This is a genomic window from Streptomyces sp. NPDC049627 (assembly GCF_044465645.1).
In the GTDB taxonomy this organism is placed as follows: Bacteria; Actinomycetota; Actinomycetes; order Streptomycetales; family Streptomycetaceae; genus Streptomyces.
Genome location: NZ_JBITLW010000001.1, coordinates 272,502 through 290,880 on the forward strand (window position 1 = coordinate 272,502; position 18,379 = coordinate 290,880).

Here is an 18,379-nt window from a genome sequence, read left to right on the forward strand (position 1 = left end):
GGTCCAACTGGGCAGACGCCACCAGGCAACAGCCCGACGCAGTCACCACCGACGATGCTCCCCAACGAATCTGCCGGGTAGTCACTAACCGCACTGGAGTAGCAGGGCCCGGTGGCCTGCCCCTGGTAGCAGGAGCGTGGGCGCCGGGCCATGCTGGTAGGAGGAGACAGCGCACGGCCCCGATGCTACGGGCGCACGCGCCCTGGATGGTCGGCCAGGGAAAGGTCACCTCATGCTCTATGCCGGAATGGACACGGGCAAGTATCCGGGGAAGCCCGTGATGGACGCGATCTGGGACTTTTCCAACATCTACTGGACGGGCATGTACCTCGATTCGCCGGCGCCAGCGGTCGGCGAAATCCCGGTTACGAAGCCGCTGAACGGCCACAACCGGATGGGTGCTGTCGGCGCGAACCCCGTGGGCGACTGGATGAACGGGTGGTTCGACCTGCGTCCAGTGTGGGGGCTCCTGCCGATCTACTGGGGACAGCAGGACCCGAACAACCTGGGCCGATCGATGTCAGGGCGCAGATTGCCGTGGCGAACGCCGAGGACGCCGCCGTGAAGGCGACGAGCGCGGGCCTCCCGCAGGGCTCGGTGATCTATCTGGACTGGGAGTTGGGCGGCCCGCCTGCGGATGCGGGCAAGAAGTACTGCTCGGCCTGGTTCCACCGGCTCGCCGAACTCGGGTATCGGCCCGGCGTTTACTGCCGTGCCCCATCCTCGCTCGCCTTCCGCAAGGAGTACCCGGGCCTGTACGTGGGGAACGTCAACCTGCTTCCGGCGAGTGTCGGCGGCATCACGATCGTGGACGGCGCCTTGGAGGCGGCGCTGGCGAGCATCCGCATCGAGCCGCTCCGCGAGAGCGCCCACCGGGCGGTGGTCTCCGCGCATCTCGCCGAGGACAAACTGGACGAGGCCCAGGGCAATCGCGCCTTGCGGCACCTGCTGTGCGCGGAGCCCGCTGTCGAACCGTCCGTGCGGTTCGCGCGGATGATTCCCCAGGCACAGCAGTGACGGGACGTAGCAATGACGGGACGAAACGATGACGGGAGGGCTCGATGACGGCGGGGGGACGGACCGCTTCCACCCTCTCAGGCGGGTGGGACCCGACCGGAAGGAGACCGGTGGTGAACACGCTTCCGTATGCCCGGAGCAAGAACCGGATCGTCGAACTGATGGAGCAGCCCGCGGAGCGGCGTGACGCCGACTGGATGCGGGACGCGGCGCAGCAGGCGATCCTGCTGGAACTCGCCACGCTCCCCCCGTATCTGTGTGGCATGTGGTCGATCGACACATCGACCGGGGACGGCTCCGTCTTCCGTGCGCTGCGCGAGATCGTCTTCGACGAGATGTCGCACTTCGGTCTGGCGTGCAACCTGCTCACCACACTCGGCGGGACTCCCGTGCTCGACGACGCGTCGGTGCTGCCGACGTACCCAGGGCGTCTGCCGGGAGGCGTGCGGCCCGAACTCAAGGTTTTCCTCAGCGGGCTGACGACGGACGCGGTGGAGATGTACTCCCTCATCGAGCAGCCGGAACAACCGCTCGCGAGGGCCGCGGCGCCGCACCCGTCGATCGGGGACTTCTACACCGCGCTCCTGGAGGCGTTCCGTGCGCACCCGGAGCGGATCACCGGCGCCCGGCAGCTGACCCTGAACTTCGGTCACGGCGCGGGGAACCCCGTCGTGCCCCTCGCCACGCTCGCCGCCGTGGAGAAGGCCATCGGCGTGATCAAGGAACAGGGCGAGGGCACATCCGCTTCACCCGAGAACCCGCACCCTGGGGCGGCGGGAGAGTTGGCCCACTACTACGCCTTCCGGGAGATCTTCCACAAGCGCAGGCTCAGGAAGAACCCCGACACCGGGGAGTTCGAGTTCAAGGGAGCGGAGATCCCGATGCCGGACGCCCTGCCGATGGGGGTCGTTCCCGCTGGGGGCTGGCCCCGGACGGGACCTTCCGCACCGGACGCCGGGACGGCACAGCTCCTCGACGAGTTCAACCAGGCATACAGCAAGCTGCTGCGTCTGCTGCAGGATGCGTGGCGGCAGGACGACGAGGGCGAGGCGGAGGGGCTGCTGTTCGAGGCGATCGCACAGATGTCCGTCCTGCAGGACCCCGCACAACAGCTGATGGCGCGTCCGCTCCCCGGCGGCGGCGAGAACTACGGGCCGGAGTTCCTCTACGTGACTCCCTGACGATTTCGAGCCTCCCGTACACGCCCCTGCCGCGCGAGTGAAAAGAACACCGGTTCGGCGTTCCGGGTGGTCCGGGACCGCGCTGCGCGTTGTGACCGGGGTTAGCGTCGGACGCGTTCCGATCCCCTATCCGACCGGCGGCGTGATCTCCCTTGCGCGTCCACGGGCGGAGAACGGCGACGATCCGATGAACGTCCCCCACCCCCCTCGGACCCGCTGATGGCAGCCGCCCCACTGCCACAACTGGCGGCCGATGTCCGCGACGGCCTCGTCCCCCTGCTCCCGGATCTCCAAGGGCTTCCCGAAGCCCAGCGCCGCAAGCGCCTGGCACAGGCGCTCGGACTGCCTTCCGACGCGCTCACCCCGGAGGCGCTGCTCACGCGGTTCGCACTGCCGAGCGCGGCGCCGCCGGGGGATCTGTGGCCGGTCCTCGTCGACCTGCTGCGGACGGCCGTGCGGGGCGCGACGCGGGCGGCGCCGAACTGGTCGCTGGTGATCGAGAACGTCCTCCTCGCCGGGCCCACCCAAGTGCAGCCGCTCGGGACCACCCTGCCCCCGGTGATCGACCTCACGTTCAAGCTGAGCGACGCGCTCAGGCTGGTGCCAGGGCTCGCTGTGCGGGACGGCATCAGCCTCGTGCTCTCCCTGCCGACGGCCGTACCCGACGACTCCACCCTCGCCTTCAGGGCCGACGGCATGGAGCTCGCGCTCACGGATCACGAGCTGCTGAAGCTCCTAGCCCCCGACGGTCTCACCCTCAAGGGGAGTCTGGATGCCCGCCTCGACAAGAACGGGCTGCGGCTCGAGAGCGGAGGCACGGGCAAGGGCATCGCCCTGCCCCTGGACCGGGTCCCCGCCGGGCTGCGCGCGCCCTCGCTGTACATGGCCTCGCGCGACGGCGGGCTCCAGCTCACCACCTCCTTCCGCGCCTCGCTGCTCGGCGTCGGGGACGCGGCTGTCGACGGGGCGGGACTCGACATCCTTCCGACGGGCGGCGGCTACTCACCGTCGGTGGTGCCGCCGACGGGTCTCGGACTCACCCTGGCCATCGGCCCGGCGAAGGGCGGCGGGTTCCTCGGCGAGCAGGACGGACAGTACCGCGGCGCGCTCTCACTCAGCCTGGGCCTCGTCGAGGTCAAGGCGTTCGGGATCCTGCAGCCCCGCCCGCCGTCGGTGCTCGTGGCGCTGAGCGCCGAGTTCACCCCGGCCATCGAACTGGGCCTCGCCTTCACGCTCAACGCCGTCGGCGGTCTGGTCGGCGTCGGCCGCGCGCTCGACCGGGCGGGCCTGGCGGCGGTCGTGCAGTCCGGTCACCTCGACGACCTGCTCTTCCCCGCGGACGCCGCCGCGGCGGCGCCGCGCATCCTGACCACGCTGGGGACGGTCTTCCCCGCGCGGGCCGGGAGCACGGTCGTCGGTCCGATGTTCCGGGTCGGCTGGGGCCGTCCGGTCTCGTTCGTCACGGCCGACGTCGGCGTGGTGCTCGAACTGCCCAGTGGAGTGGTGGGCATCCTGGGCCGGCTGCGGATCGCGCTGCCCGCCCCGCAGGCGCCGGTGATCGACCTGCGGGCCTCGGTCGCGGGCGTCGTCGACGCCGCCAACGGCCTGGTCGAGATCAACGCGAACCTCGCCGGATCCCGGCTGCTCACCTCCTCGGTGGAGGGCGGTCTCGCCCTGCGGGCCAAGTCGGGCCAGGACGCGACGTTCATCCTCAGCGCTGGCGGTTTCCACCCCCGCTACACCCCTCCCGCGGGCTTCCCGACGCCGAAGCGCCTGACGATCCCGATCGCGGACAGCCCCTTCCTGAAGGTCGTCTTCTCCGGCTACTTCGCCCTCACCCCCGGCACCGTCCAGGCGGGCGCGGAGCTGTCCGCCGTCATCGGGACGAGGAGCACCGGTGTGTCCGGGCGGCTCTCCTTCGACGCGCTGGTGCGCTGGGAGCCGAGCTTCGGCGTCATGCTCGACCTCGGCGGCTCGTTCGCGCTACGCGTCGCCGGGGCGACTCTGTGCTCCGTCGGGCTGCACGTCCACGTGGACGGGCCGACGCCCTGCTGGCACATCGCCGGACGCGCCAGCGTGTCCTTCCTCTTCTTCGACGTCAGCTTCCCCTTCGACGAACACTGGAACTGCACCGGCCAGGCGGTCGCCCCGCCGCCCCCGGACGTCTGCCGTGCCCTGGAACAGGCCCTGGACAATCCCCGCAGCTGGGAGCCGGTCCTGCCGGACGGCGTGCGCACGATGGTCTCGCTGCGCGCCGACGGCGTGGCCACCGGCCGTCTCCTGCACCCGCTGGGCCGGTTGCGGTTCAGCCAGCGCACGGTGCCTCTGGGGATCGAGGTGGTCCGGTTCGGTCCCGGCAGGCTGCCCAAGGCGACCGCGTTCGACGTGGCCGTCGCGTTCCCCACCGGGGCCGGGACCTCGCAGCCGGTCACGGAGGACTTCGCTCGGGCCGACTTCTTCGACCTCACGGACGATCAGAAGCTCACCCAGCCGGCGTTCGAGCGGTTCCGCTCCGGCGCCGAGCTGACCCCGCCGCCCACCGGGGGCGGCGCCACCCGGACGACGGTACCGGTCGAGTACGAGACCAAGTGGCTGGGCGGCACCCCCGCCCCTCCCTGGCGGATCAGCGACGCGGCCCTCCAGGCCGCCCTCCCCCACGGCGCCGTCGGCCGCAGCCTCGTCCACGAGCTGAGCGCCCGTTACGCCACGCCCCTGCGCAAGCCGGTGCTGAAGGAGCGCATGTACGCGATCGCGAGCCGCGACACCCTGAAGGCGTCCACCGGCTTCTTGTCCAAGAACACGTTCACCGAAGCCGCAGCCCAGCTGAAGACCGTCACGGGCCGGTCCGGGCTTCTCCAGGTCGTGCCCGCGTACGAGGTGAGGCCATGACCGTGTACACCTTCGCGTCCTGGGAGCGGGCCGGCGCCGCCGCCTGTCTCACCGACGACGACGACCTGTCCCGTACCACCCCCGTACGGGGGTCGCTCGCGGCCACCGCGTCCGTGAACGGCCGTCCCGGCCGGCCGGTCCCGGTGCCCGCGCTCCAGCTGTACGGCCCCGGGGACGTCCGGGCGATCGACCCCAAGGAGATCGTGCGGGTCTTCCCGCTGCCCGGCACACCGGACGCGGAGCCGACCAAGTTCCCGCTGGTGGAGTTCGAACGAACCGAGCTGCCCTGGCTGTTCACCCCGCTGCGAGCCGGCGCGACGGGCGAACTGCGCCCCTGGCTGTCCCTCGTCTGCGTGCCCTTCTCGGAGGGCCGGCCGCAGCGCGAACCCGGCGTGCCGCTGCCGGTCCTCCGGGTCAAGGGCAGCGAGCTGCCCGATCCGGCCACCCTGCACCTGTGGGCGCACGCCCAGACGCTCCCCGGCCACGAGACCGACCCGCGGCGGTCGGTCTCCCGGCTCCTCGCACCCCGCCGGCTGCTCCCGCACACCACATACACCGCCTGCCTGGTCCCCTCCTTCCTGGCCGGCAAGCTCGCCGGACTCGGCAAGGCCGCCGACGGCGCGAGCCTGGCCCCCGCGTGGGACCCGAGCGCGAGCGTCCGGTGCGAACTGCCCGTCTACTTCTCCTGGGTGTTCTCGACCGGCGAGGCCGGCGACTTCGAGACCCTCGCGGCGCGGCTCCAGGCCCGCCCGCTTCCCCCGCACGCCGGCCGCCGGCCGCTCGACGTCAGCCGTCCCGGCCTGTTCCCGAACGGCCCGGGGCCGGTCGTCCAGGAGGTGGAGAGCGCCCTGCGCGCCCCCGGCAACCTGCACCGGGACCCGTGGCCCACCGGCCCGCAGAGCGCCCAGTGGCAGCAGCGGCTCGCGAAGGCGCTGGTCCCGATCGCCGACGGCACCGGCGACGAGGACCCGGACGTCCTGCCCCCGCTGTACGCGGGCTTCCACGCCCTGCGCAAGACCGCCGACCCTGGCTCCGCCGGCTGGCTCGACACCCTCAACCTGGACCCGCGGTGGCGGGTCGCGGCGGGCCTCGGCGCCCGGGCCGTGCAGGCCGACCAGGAGGCCCTCATGGCCTCCGCGTGGCGCCAGCTCGTGGACGTACAAGCGGCCAACCGGCTCCTCGACCAGGCCCGGTTCGCCCGGCTGGTCTCCGGCCGCCTGCACCTGCGGCACGTGAGGCCGCTCTCCGCCGACGAGGTCCTGCGCCTCGCGACACCGCTGCAGAGCCGGATCGCTCTGACGGCGGACACCACCCTGTGGTCGTCGGTGCGGGCGAGCCTCCTGCCGAACGCCATGGCCACCACGGTGTTCCACCGCACGGTGCGCCCCATGGGCGTCCTCAGCCGACGAGTGGGCCTGATCGCGCGGCGGGCGGCGGACGCACTGGAGCCGCCGCCGTTCGCGACGGCGCTGACCTCGGTCGCCGCCTCCCCCACCGGACTCGCCGTGCCCCGCCGCGACCCGGACGGCACGGTGGCCTTCTGCGTCGCGCCCGAGCGGGTCGTCGGCGCGGAGCGGCTCGCCGCCGTACGGAAGGTGTTCGCGCCCGAGGACGGGGCGCCGGACGCCTGGCAGCAGGTGGCGGCCGACGCGACCGCGCGCTCCCTGAGGCGCGACGTCACCACCGAACAGCTGGCAGCCACGTCGCCGCTCCCGGCCTCCGGCCTGAACCGGTCCTTCCGGCTCGGCTCATTGCCCGAGGTGGAGGCGCCCGAAGACTTCCTGGCCCGGACCGGGGTCGACCAGCACGGCAATCTGGTCTTTCCCACCGGCCGGACCGGCGCGGCCGGACTGGACCTGTTCACCGGGGCGGTGGACACCGGAACCGCGCCGGGACGGTTCACCGGCTCCTGGACTGGGCCGTGGGACACCGTCAACGCCGGCAAGGGCGAGCCGGCCGGTGGCTGGCGGGGCACCTGCTCGGGCACCTTGCAGGTGGGCCCCGACCGGCCGGGCACGTGGAAGGGCGCCTTCCACGGCAGCTGGAGCAACAACGCGGGCGCCGGCGGCACGGACCCCACCTGGCTCGCCCTCTACACCGGCACGTGGGAGTCCGGCGGGGAGCACGGGGTATGGCGCGGGGTGTGCACCGGCACCTGGGACCCCTGGAACAGCTCGTCCGACGGTGTCTTCACCGGGACCTGGAGCTCCGAGACCCACCACGGCACGTTCCGGGGCACTTGTCCGGGCGACTGGGACTGGGACGCCCCGAACGGCTTCACCGGCGAGTGGAGCGCGGACTGCTACGGCGAGCTCCGTGTCGTGGGCGAAGGCCCCGGCGCACAGCAGGATCCCTGGGAGCCGGGGGCCCTCAAGGAGCTCGTCGACCGCTGGCACGCCACCGGCACCCTGCCCCTGGACGTCTTCACCGGCGGCGGTCTGCTCGGCGGCCAGCAGGACGGACTGCCCGCCCCCGCCGTGCTCGACGCCAGTCCCGAGAACCTCAAGGACATGGTCGTCTCGGCTCACGACCGGGTCCTCGGCCCGTCCGACGCGCCACCGATCCCGCACCGGGACCCCTTCCCGGCCGAGACCTCGCAGAACGCCATCGTCACCCTGACGGACCCGTCGGTGACGGTGCCCGCGGTGGTGGCCTCCCTGATCGAGCGGCCCGAGGCCACCCACCCGGAGGCACCCGTGCAGTGGGCGCCCGTCTTCCACGACGCCATGTGGCCGCCCCTGTCACGGCAGTCCAACGAGTGGCTCTTCGGCGGCCTCGAACACGTCCCCGCCGACTCGGCGGTCCTGGCGCTCACCAACGCTCCCTTCGTGGCCTCCTACATGGCCGGCCTCAACCACGAGTTCGCCCGCGAACTGCGCTGGCGCGAATACCCCACCGACCAGCGCGGCACGTACTTCGCCTCGTTCTGGGGGTACGGGAAGGACCTGCCCGAACTGCACACATGGAAGCGCGACCTGCCGCTGGGCGCCCATCTGACCGCCCCGCCCGACCGGGTGGTCCTGGTGCTGCGCAGCGCCCTGCTGCGCCGCTACCCCGGGGCGATCATCTACGCGGCTCCGCTGCTCGCCACGGAACCCGACGAGGCGCACGCCCGGCACCCCATCTTCCGCGGCGGCCTGGACCCCGACACCGCCATGGTGGGCTTCGACCTCACCGAAGCCGAACTCAAGGCCTCGCCCTGGTGCTTCGTGATCGCGGAGCAGCCCACCGAGCCACGGTTCGGGCTCGACGACCCCGACCCCGCGGCGCTCGCCGATCCGCCGCCCCCGCCGCCCTCCGACGCCTGGGGCGGCCCGTACACCCCGCCGGACACTCCCAGCGAGGCAGACGACTGGAACGACCTCAAATGGAGTCACCTCTTCGACTCCAAGGAAGCCTTCCTGCGCGCGACCCACGCGCCGGGAACCCTACGGCCCAACGTCTCGTACGGCGGCCTGGTCTGGGGCGGGAGCGCGGCCGGAACGGCCCGCCAGTGTTTCCAGCAGCCCGTCAGGGTCATCCTGCCCGCCAAGCGGCTCCTGGCCCCGTGAGGAGAGAACATCCGATGAGAGATCTCGGCGCACTGCGCCAGGCGGTGGCCGAGGCCGAGGAGCACCGCGCCCTGCTCGGCGCCGGAGTCACCGACGCCGAACGCAAGACCGCCTTCACCCGCCTCGACACCGCGCGGCGCGCCGTCGACGAGGAGCTGCGCGCCCTCACGGGCGACGGTTTCGCCCCGCTGCTGCGCCAGTTGGACCCCGAGGTCCCGCTGATGCTCCTGCCGGTACGGCTCGAGACAAGGCTGCGCCTGGACGGCCCGGGGCCCGACGAGCTGCTCGTACGCATCTTCCCCGATGACATCCACGTCGAGTCGCACGAGCCGCACCCCACCGACGGTGAGGTCCAGCAGGCCCGGCGGTACTGGCGGACCGTCTGGCGGGCGGGCCGTGCCGACAACGCGGACCGGGACCGCGAGCGGCTGCTGCTCGCCGCCTGGGGCCAACTGACCGGGGCGGTCGGCGCGCAGCGGGCCCGGTGGCTGGTGCGGCTCCTGAAGCCGGTCTCGGACACCCGGCCGCCGATGCCCGTGCCCGGCGCCGAGGCGGTGCCGGAACCGCAGTGGCCCGAGGTGCCGGTCCGGGGCCGCGGCTGGAACCGGGCGGCGACCGCCTCGACGCTGCCGGACATGTTCGTCGTACGGGCCTACCAGGGCGACCGCCTGGTCGCCGAGCAGTCCGGCGAGGCGGTCCCCGACGTCGTGCACGTCGGTCCGGACCCGGACGCCGAGCCCGCACCGGGCGGACCGCACCTGGATCCGGCCCTGCTCTGGCTGAAGGAGTACGACACGGCGGTGAGGAACGGGCTCGCCGTCACCCTGCGGCTGCTGCCCGAGAACGGGTACGCGCCCGAACGGGAGCCGCTGCTGACCCGGGTGGTCGTGTTCGGCGTGTCCGCCTCGCTCGGCCCCGAGGCGTCCGCGGCTCGCGTCGCCGGTCTCCTGTCCGGCCGGGACGGGGACGGCGAGGCGGCGTTCGTCCCGCAGGGCATGCCGACCAACAACCTTCCGGACGCCGAGGTCCCGCCGCCCGTGCCGCCGGACGTCGACCTGCTGCTCGGCGCCGTCCCGACCGCCCCGGCCGACGGATGGGACAACGGCACCCGCACCGCCGCCGCCCTCGGCCTGCCGCCCGGCGGCCTCGACGCGCTCCCCGGCGCCGATGACCCGGAACAGGCCGACGCGCGCAACCTGCAACTCGCCCTGTGGAGCGCCACCGGGGACCACTTCCTCGACGAGCTGATGGATCAGGACAAGGGAGGCGGGCAGCTCGACGTCGACCGGGAGTGGCTGCGCATCCACCACTACGAGAACGTCCGGGCCCGGGGCCCGCTGCCGGTCCTGCGGGTCGGCAGGCAGCCGTACGGGCTGCTGCCCGTCACCGCGACCGCCCGTTGGCGGGCCGACATCCCGGCGCACGAGCCGTCCGGGCTGGCGGGGCTCCACCGCGTCCTGGGCGTCCTGCGCCCGTTCTGGGAGGTGGGTGTCGGCACGCTGCCCCGTGTCGGCGGACCCGACCAGCCCGGGGAGACCCTCCCCCTGCACAAGCCGGAGAGGGACGTCATGCGGGCCCTCGGCATGGCGCCGGTGTCCGGCACGGTGCAGGTGCGGTCCGTCCAGGGCGGAATGCTCGCCTGCTTCGGGGACCTCGGCCTCGGCATCCTCGGCTCCGGCTTCAGCACCGGTGAGCAGTGCATGGAGAGCACTCCGGAGGACCAACAGTCCCGGGCCCTCAACGAGGCTCTGGGCATCCACTACCGGCCCCGTATCACCTATCAGATCAACGGCCGGGCCACCCGGCTCTGGCTGCCGTACGCGCGACCGCACCTGCCCGAGGGCCAGGATCCGGTGGTCGCGCTCACCGAATTCCTCGACCGCGTCGTCGAACGCTTCGAGGTGCGCAGGCTGACGGTCGGCAAGGAGGAGGCGCGCACCCTCCTGGAGGCGCTGCTGCGGCACAGCGCCAACCTGGAGTACGGGCGTGCCGCCGCCGGGGCGAAGGACCCGCTGGTGTTCCGGCCCCGGCTGCGCTTCGCCGAGGTCCTGCTCAACCCCGACACGGCCTTGCAGACGATCGGCTCCGCGGGGCTGAAGGCGAAGCCCTTCACCCTGGGAAAGATCATGCAGTTGCCCGCCGGTGGAGTCGGCGGCAGGTCCGGGAGCGACACCGCGACCGACGGCGGGCCCGGGACCGAACGGGGTCCGACGGTGTTCCAGGCCATCGTCGACGCCCGCCTGTCCCTGGCCGGGCAGATCTCGGACGCGGCGGTCAATCGCCGGGGCGTCCTCTCCTTGTTGGGCACCGAACACCCGTGGAGCTTGCGGCTCGCTGAGATGGACGCCGCCCTCCAGTACCTCGCCGGGCGGGTGAAGGCGTGGAACAAGCGCGGGGACGCCTTCGGGCCGGTCGAGCGGCTCCTCGGCGAGTCCCTCGACCTCGTGTCGCACCGGCTCGACGCGTGGATCACCTCCCTCGCCACCGCCCGGCTCCACGCCCTGCGGAAGCGGCGTCCGGCCGGTGTGCAGCTGGGCGCGTACGGATGGGTGGAGAACCTGTCGCGGCACCCCGGCCGACGCAGCCGGGGGTGGGTGCTCGCGCCCTCGATCCCGCAGGCGGCGACCGCGGCCATCCTGCGCAGCGGCGCCCTGTCGCACCCGACCGACCCCGGGGCCTTCGCCGTCGACCTGTCCTCGCGCCGGATGCGCGTGGCGATGACCGTCGTCGACGGGATGGCCCAGGGCCAGCCGCTGGGCGCGCTGCTCGGCTACCGGCTCGAACGGCGCCTGCACGACGAGCGCGAGAACGCCGAAGCGCCCCGGGAACTGGACCGGTTCATCGCGCCGCTGCGCGCCAAGTGGTCGGTACAGAGCCCGCAGCATCCGGGCCCGGGGGCGCAGGAGTTCATCGGCCCTCACGACGTGACGGACGGCGCGCGGCTCGCCGAGGTGCCGGACCAGCAGGTCGTCGACTATCTCAAGACGCAAGCGGGGACCACGCCGATGTCCCCCGCGGAGCAGGCCGCCGTACGACGGCACCTCGCGGCCCTGCGGGACGACCTCGACGCGGTGGCGGACCTCCTCCTCGCCGAGAGCGTCCACCAGCTGGCCAACGGCAACCACGACCGCGCCGCCGCCACCATGGAGTCCCTCGCACCGGGCGGGCAGCCGCCGCCCCGGCCGCAGGTGCTCGACACTCCGCGGCAGGGCATCCCGGTGGGCCACCGGGTCCTCGTCGTCGTACCCGAGGGGACCGCCCGGGCGGCGGGCTGGGACGACGCGCAGCAGGTCGCCCGACCCCGCGCGCTGGCCGAACCGCGGCTCGACGCGTGGGCCGGGCACCAGTTGGGGCCCACGGCCCGGATCCGGCTGCGGGCCGCCTGGGTGCGGCCGGGCCAGGACGCCGGGGCCGGGTCGGTCACGGTGACCGAGCACGCCTGGCCGCTCGCGCGGTACTGCGCCCTGGACGTGGTGGCGCTCGCCGCGGCGGGTCCGCTGCGGGCGGTTCTGGAACACGCGCTGATCGACGAGCGGCCACCGAACGTGTCCGACGAGGCCCTGCCGGTCCTGCGCACCGCCAGGGCCTCGGCCTGGGCCCGTACCACCGTGGGCATCGCCCAGGTCGAGGCGCTGGGCGCGGCGGTCGCCGCGGTGCTCACCTCCGGCAGGGCGGGCACGGCGGCCGATCTGGCCGTGGCCCACAACCCCCCGCAGCCGGCCGCCGACCAGGAGCTGAAGGACCGGGCGGACACCGCGCGCGGCGGCCTCTGTGCTGCGCTCAAGGCCAAGGACCTGGAGGCGCTCGCCGCCTACGGGGTGACCGGCCCGCCGTCGGGCTCCACCGCGGAGCTGGAGGACCAGCTGACCGACGCCCTGCGCAGGGGGCAGGAGCGGCTCGACCAGGCGGACGAGGAGGCGAAGCGCAAGGACCCGGGAGGCGCGGCCGCGGTCTTGGAGGCGGTGTTCGGCGCCGGGTTCCGGGCCGTGGGCCTCGCCCGGGCACCGGAGGCCGACACGCTGGACGCCTCGTTCGGGTCCGGCCTCGACCGGGGCGGCGACGCCCGGCTCGTCCCGGGCGACTGGGTGGAGGAGATGGGCATGGTCCGGCCCGGCACCGGTGCCCTGGCGGACCTGCTGCTGCACGCCCAGGCCGCCGGGACCGGGGTCGGCCAGGCCCTGCGGATCGGACAGGTCCCGTTCGCGCAGGGCGACCGCTGGGTCGGCGCGCGGAGGACACCCGAGGACGAGAAGAAGCCGGCGACGGGCCTGGTGGTGCACGGGCCCGTCCAGCCGCTCGCGACGCACCGGGTGGCAGTCCTCGTGGTCGACGAGTGGTCGGAGTCGATCCCCGCGCAGCGGCACACGGCGGGCGCCACCTTCCACTACGACGCGCCGGGGGCGCGCGCTCCGCAGGCCGTCCTGCTCGCCGTACCGCCCGAGGTGGGGGTGCCCTGGACGCCCGACGTTCTGGCCGCCACCGTCGGCGAGGCGCTCGACCTGGCCCAGCTGCGGCTCGTCGACCTCGACGCGCTGGGCTGGCTGGGGCGCTACCTGCCGGCGGCCTATCTGCCCGACACGGCGCTGCCCTCGGCACCTTCCGTGAACATGAAGGACCTCATGAAGCGGGCCGAGCTGGGGGCCCTAGTCAAGCTGCTGACCGACAAGGAGTCCTGACGGTGTTCGATGTCATGTACTTCGGCCAGTTCCACCGTGTGGAGCCGGTGGTCAGGCCGAGCGGTACGGGCGGCCAGCTCGACGACGCGCTCGCGGCGCGGGTCGCCGACCCGCTGTTCCTGCTGGCCCGGCAGTGGCAGGTCGCCGAGTTCGCGGGCGAGGACGGCGGCTCGCCCGTCTGGTGCACCCTCAGCACCGAGAGCACACCGCTCGGTTCCTTCCGTCCGTCCGCCAACGGCACGGCGGTGCCCCTGCAGAAGGGCGTACCGCTGGAGTACCTGGCGGAGGCCGGGGCGACGGTGGGTGAGGCCGCACGGCAGCTCACGCTCCGCGCCGCCGCCCGGGCCGGCGGGCAGTTCCTCGCCACCCTCCGTACCGTGAACCTGCCCCTCGGCGTCCTGGACGACATCGACGAGGCGGTCCTCGCCAAGGCGCCGCTGCCCGGGCCCGGAAGCGATCCGGAGCTGGACCCGCTGCGTCGCGACCCGGCCGGGCGTGCCCTGCGCGAGGTCCTCGCGGGCCGGGCGCCCGACGGGGCCGCGCTCGCCGGCCATCTGGCCGACGGCTGGCGGCCGCCGGGGCTCACCGGCACCCAGCGGACCGCCTTCGACAAGGCAGCCGAACTCTGGCTTGCCTGGTTCAAGGAGCGGTACCAGCCGCCGGTGACGTCGAGCTGGGCACGGGAGCGTCTGGAGCACCGCTTCGCGGTCACCGCCGCGCCCGGCGGCCGGACGGTGACACTCACCGCGCCCGAGTACACCGGCGGCGCCGCCGACACGTACCACTTCGACCTCGACACCAGCGGCGGCGCGCTGCCCGCGCCGACCGGCGGTACACCGGTGGGGGCGCTGCCCACCCGGGTCACGTATCCCGGCATGCCGGCCGAACGCTGGTGGGAGTTCGAGGACACCACCGTCAACCTGCCCGACATCGGCGCGGGCGTGCCGGACCTGGCCCGGCTCCTCGTCGTCGAGTTCGCGAACGTCTACGGAAACGACCACTGGATCGTCCCGGTGGAGCTGGCCACGAGCGCGCTGCACCGGATCGCCTCGCTCACGGTCGTCGACACCTTCGAGGAGACGACCGTGATCGAGCCTGCCGAGGACGACCACTGGTCGGTGTTCCGTCTGACGGACGCCGCCACCGGCGCGCCGGCGCCGCCCCTCCTTCCGCTGCTGCCGACCGCATCGGCCCGCCTCGAAGGCGCCCCCGTCGAGGAAGTCCTGTTCGCCCGCGACGAGATGGCCAACCTGGGCTTCGCGATCGAGCGGATCGTGCAGAGCGCCACCGGCAGACCGCGGGTCCGGGCCGACGAACCGCCGGACGATGAACCGCAGGTCCCGCCGACCGACCCGGCGGCGCTCGCCTATCGCCTGCTGACGCCGGTCCCGCCGCAGTGGATCCCCCTGGTGCCGGTACCGCTGGAGCAGGGTGCGGCGGCCGTCTGCCTGCGGCGCGGGCAGATCCCCCGCTTCAGCGCGGAGGGCGATCGACTCCCGCAGGTCAAGGCGGCCGGCCGGATCCTCGAACCGGAGGTGAAACGGGTGTTCTTCCGCGACGAGGAGGTCCCGCGCGCGGGAGTGACGGTCAGCCGCGTGCCGGTCGTGGCGCGCGGCGAGGACGGCCGGGTCTACCAGTGGGTGGGCCGCCGCGTCCGGGCCGGTCGGGGTGAGGCGTACAGCGCCCTCGCGTTCGACGGGGCCGTACCGCCGAAGGGTTCGTGATGAATACGGAAGCCAGGACGAACGCACTCGCCGGGACAGGCATGCCGGACGGAGGGATCGGAATCGGCCCGCGCCGCGGCCCTCTGCGGCAGGAACCCACCGCCGTGCGGAGCGCGACCCGCGCGGTGGGCGAGATCGTCACACCCAAGGAGTTGATGGTCCTCGACCTCACCTCGGACGATGCCGAGATCGTCGGTGTGGACTGGATCGGGCAGGTCTACCGGTGGGACAGGCTGCTCGGCCGACTGCTGGCCGACCCGCTCCAGGTGCACACACGGACCGTCTACGCGATGCTGCTCACCCCCGACGACCACGAGATCGTCATCGGCGGCGGCGAAGGTGTCCTGCGCCGCTGGGACCGGGTAAACGGCACCCCCCTGGGTGAGCCCCTCACCGGCCATCGGAGCCGCATCCGGGGCCTCGCCGGCACCCGTGACGGGCGGGAGCTCGTGTCCGCCTCCCAGGACGGCACGGCACGCCGCTGGGACCGGGCGGCCAGCTCCTGGATCGGCGAACCCCTGAGGGGGCACGCGGGAACAGTACGGGCGGTCGCCCTGACCAGCGACGAGGACGTCATCGTCACGGCCGGGCAGGACAGCACCGTACGGCGCTGGAACCGGGCGGCCTGCACCCAAATCGGCGAGCCGTTCATCGGCCACCACGGCCCGGTCCAGGCGATCGCGACCGCTCCCGACGGGCGGAGTATCGCCTCCGGGGGGCGGGACGGCACCGTACGCCGCTGGGACCTCGCCTCGGGCCGGCAGGTGGGACCACCGCTCGTCGCCGACTCGCCTGTGTGGTCGCTGCTGCTCACGAGCGACGGCGAAATCGCGGCAGGCAGCGCCCACGGCCTCCTGCACCGCTGGGACCGCACGGGACAGCGCATCGGTGCGCCCGTCGCGGCGCACGCATGGGGTGTGGCGTCCTTCGCGGCCACGCGGGACGAGTCCGAGCTCGTCACCTGCGGCTGGGACAAAAGGATCCGCCGCTGGGCGCGCGTCACGGGGGAGCCCACCCGGTCGGCCCGGAAGGAGACCCGGATCGACCTCGTATCGCGCCTGGAAATCACCGGCACGACACCTTTCTGACCTCCTCCCCCCCACCGACGACCGATCGGGAGAGCCGATGCCGGCCATCACCATCGACACCTCAGAGCTGACATTTCCCCTTGTCGCGGTCGCCGACGCCGGGCCCGAATCCGGCGATGGAGCCGCACCCGGACACACGGACGCTTCCGCGTACGGCTCCCAGCCCGGGACCCCGTTCCTCGACGGGGCAGCCGATCCGCCTCCAGAGGTCTCCCTCCCGCCCCGCGCCGGGTACCGTCTGCGATTGGGAGACTCCATCACAGCCGACGTCACCTTCGACGTACGTGAGGACGGCACACTCGACTTCCCGGCGGAGTTCGACGCCTTCCTGCTCGGCCGCGGAGGAACACGGCTCATCGTGCGCGGCGTACCCGTCACCGTCGATGCGCGGGACCTGGACCATCCGCTCGTCCCGGACCTGCCGGACGCCGCTCCTTTCGCGGCCGACCGCGTGCACGAACTGAGCCTTCTGCCGGCCTCCCGTTACCGGCTGCGGGTCGCGGCCGGCACCGCCGACGGCGGCATCGACTTCTCCGTCACACGGGACGGCCGGGTCCTGCTTGCCCCAGAAGCGAGCGGGTTTGCCGAGTCTGACGGGCACACCTTGACGGTCCGCGGACGCACGATCACGGTCGACGGCCGCGCGCTCTCCCACGGCCTGCTGCCAGTCGGCGCACCCGTCACAGGCGCGGGCTTCCTGCCCCGTACCTCGACGCACCGGCTCACCCTGCTGCCGGCCTCCGGGTACCTGCTCCAGGCGGGTCCCGGCGTCACCGCCGACCTGGCGTACTCCGTCCGTCCGGACGGCTCAGTCGACTTCGCCGAGTCCTGTGACCTGTTCCTGTCGGGACGCGGCACTGACACCCTGGTCGTGGACGGGTTTCCGGTGGTGCTCTCGACAACCCGCGCGGACAGCGATCTCCTCGGCCTCACGGCCCTCGACACCCTGCCGCAGACCCCCCGCGAACAGACGGCCGTCCTCGCGCCGGCCACGGGGTACCTCGCGGGAACCGCGCACGGCCTGTGCAGCGCCTTCGGGATCGCCCGCGACGGCACCTTCGCCATCGACCCATCGGCCGAGCGCTCCGTGACCGCCAGGCCGGCCCTCGCGGCCGGGGCGGGCGACTCCGGTGACAGGCCGCTGACGACGTTGACGGTACGGGTCGCGCCGATGGTCCCCGGCGGGCACCCACCCCGGGGCCGGGTCACCTTCAGCGCGGACGGCCGGGTGCTCGGCACGGTCCTCCTCGACGAGGTGGGGATGGCGACGCTGCGGACAGCGGACCTGCCGGCGGACGGGGCCGGGATCGTCGTCTCGTACGAGGGCGACGACAACCACCGTCCATGCGGCGCGACCGTTCCCTCCGGCACTTCGGGGGTTTCCCCGTCTCAGGGCTCATGGGGCGGCGACGCCGCCCCATGAGCCGGTGGCTCTTCGGGGTTTCGGGTCGCCGGGGAGTCGGTGACGACCCGTTTGCCGTCCAGCGTGTAGTCCCGGCGGCGGCGCCGGGGCACATATCCCTCAGGGCAGAGCTTCACGCCCCGCCCCGGCGGGGGGAGCTGATCCTGCGGCGGCGCGTAGGGCGGCGGCTCCGCCGCCCCGCCCGCCACGTCGATCCGGACGCACTCGATGTCCGGATCGACCTCGGAGGGGATCACCTCGGGCCGGTCGTCCTCGGCCGGAAGGTCACTCGACTCCACCCGGGCCTCCCCAGTAGCAGTTCGAGCCCCAGGTCGTCGTCCCGGAGAAATCGGCCGCGATCCTGTAGGCGTTCGGGTTGGTCTCGTGGGTGTAGCCCAGCATGTTGACCATCGTTCCGGAGGTGTCGGACTGATAGGCCAGGTTGCGCATGTAGGCCGCGCGGCTCCAGCCCTCGTAGGGGAAGTGGCCGCTGCCCATCCAGGTGCCCGTAGGCCCCGGGTGACTGCTCTCGTCGACGACCTCACCGCCCCAGTCGATGGACTGCGCCTGGTTGAGCAGCCCCGCGGCGTTGAACAGACCGTCAGGGCCGCCGGCGGGGTAGTACCCCATCCATTCGCTGCCGACCCGGATCCACCAGTTGCCGCTGAAGAGCGTGACTTTGATGGCGAGTTCGTACTGGTCGCCCCCGTACACGCTCTCCGCGAGGCGAACCGTCGGGTAGACCGAAGTCGACACCTGCTTCCAGCCGAGCACGTCGGTGTTGTAGCCGCCCTTCTTCGGGCCGCTGGCCGTGTAGTTGTTCGTCGTGTAGAAGATGAACAGGTGCGGGT

General features: G+C 73.1%; 11 protein-coding genes. 9 read left to right on the forward strand and 2 right to left on the reverse strand.

The window, feature by feature from the left end:
• Window positions 1-232 precede the first annotated feature (232 nt).
• The 9 genes from ACIBU0_RS01250 (at window position 233) to ACIBU0_RS01290 (ending at window position 17,549) form a co-directional block, all read left to right on the forward strand.
• On the forward strand, window positions 233-565 hold the full coding sequence (locus tag ACIBU0_RS01250) for a hypothetical protein (protein ID WP_398809808.1): 333 nt from the start codon (window positions 233-235) through the stop codon (window positions 563-565).
• Window positions 538-1,017 (forward strand): glycoside hydrolase domain-containing protein, encoded by a 480-nt coding sequence (locus tag ACIBU0_RS01255; RefSeq protein WP_398809811.1) that lies wholly within the window; start codon window positions 538-540, stop codon window positions 1,015-1,017. Before ACIBU0_RS01250 ends, ACIBU0_RS01255 begins: the two co-directional genes overlap by 28 nt.
• Window positions 1,018-1,130: 113 nt before the next feature.
• A complete protein-coding gene (locus ACIBU0_RS01260) occupies window positions 1,131-2,198 on the forward strand; it encodes a ferritin-like protein (protein ID WP_398809814.1) in 1,068 nt (355 codons plus the stop codon).
• Between the two features lie 219 nt (window positions 2,199-2,417).
• On the forward strand, window positions 2,418-5,087 hold the full coding sequence (locus ACIBU0_RS01265; protein ID WP_398809815.1) for a DUF6603 domain-containing protein: 2,670 nt from the start codon (window positions 2,418-2,420) through the stop codon (window positions 5,085-5,087).
• Entirely contained in the window at window positions 5,084-8,638 is a 3,555-nt protein-coding gene (locus ACIBU0_RS01270; RefSeq protein ID WP_398809818.1) for a hypothetical protein, read from the forward strand. The genes ACIBU0_RS01265 and ACIBU0_RS01270 overlap by 4 nt, the downstream gene beginning before the upstream one ends.
• Before the next feature lie 14 nt (window positions 8,639-8,652).
• Window positions 8,653-13,314 (forward strand): hypothetical protein, encoded by a 4,662-nt coding sequence (locus ACIBU0_RS01275; RefSeq protein WP_398809820.1) that lies wholly within the window; start codon window positions 8,653-8,655, stop codon window positions 13,312-13,314.
• Between the two features lie 2 nt (window positions 13,315-13,316).
• Window positions 13,317-15,038 (forward strand): hypothetical protein, encoded by a 1,722-nt coding sequence (locus ACIBU0_RS01280; protein ID WP_398809823.1) that lies wholly within the window; start codon window positions 13,317-13,319, stop codon window positions 15,036-15,038.
• A gap of 104 nt (window positions 15,039-15,142) precedes the next feature.
• The gene (locus ACIBU0_RS01285; protein WP_398809826.1) at window positions 15,143-16,126 is read left to right on the forward strand and encodes a WD40 repeat domain-containing protein; all 984 of its coding nucleotides are present in this window, start codon (window positions 15,143-15,145) and stop codon (window positions 16,124-16,126) included.
• 244 nt (window positions 16,127-16,370) lie between these two features.
• Window positions 16,371-17,549: an Ig-like domain-containing protein gene (locus ACIBU0_RS01290; protein WP_398809827.1), complete on the forward strand. Its 1,179-nt coding sequence runs from the start codon at window positions 16,371-16,373 to the stop codon at window positions 17,547-17,549.
• On the opposite strand, the gene ACIBU0_RS01295 is transcribed toward ACIBU0_RS01290, so the two are convergent.
• Window positions 17,516-17,827: a hypothetical protein gene (locus tag ACIBU0_RS01295; RefSeq protein ID WP_398809830.1), complete on the reverse strand. Its 312-nt coding sequence runs from the start codon at window positions 17,825-17,827 to the stop codon at window positions 17,516-17,518. The two genes, ACIBU0_RS01290 and ACIBU0_RS01295, sit on opposite strands and share 34 nt — an antisense overlap.
• Window positions 17,814-18,371 (reverse strand): neprosin family prolyl endopeptidase, encoded by a 558-nt coding sequence (locus ACIBU0_RS01300; RefSeq protein WP_398811712.1) that lies wholly within the window; start codon window positions 18,369-18,371, stop codon window positions 17,814-17,816. Before ACIBU0_RS01300 ends, ACIBU0_RS01295 begins: the two co-directional genes overlap by 14 nt.
• Between the last annotated feature and the right edge of the window lie 8 nt (window positions 18,372-18,379).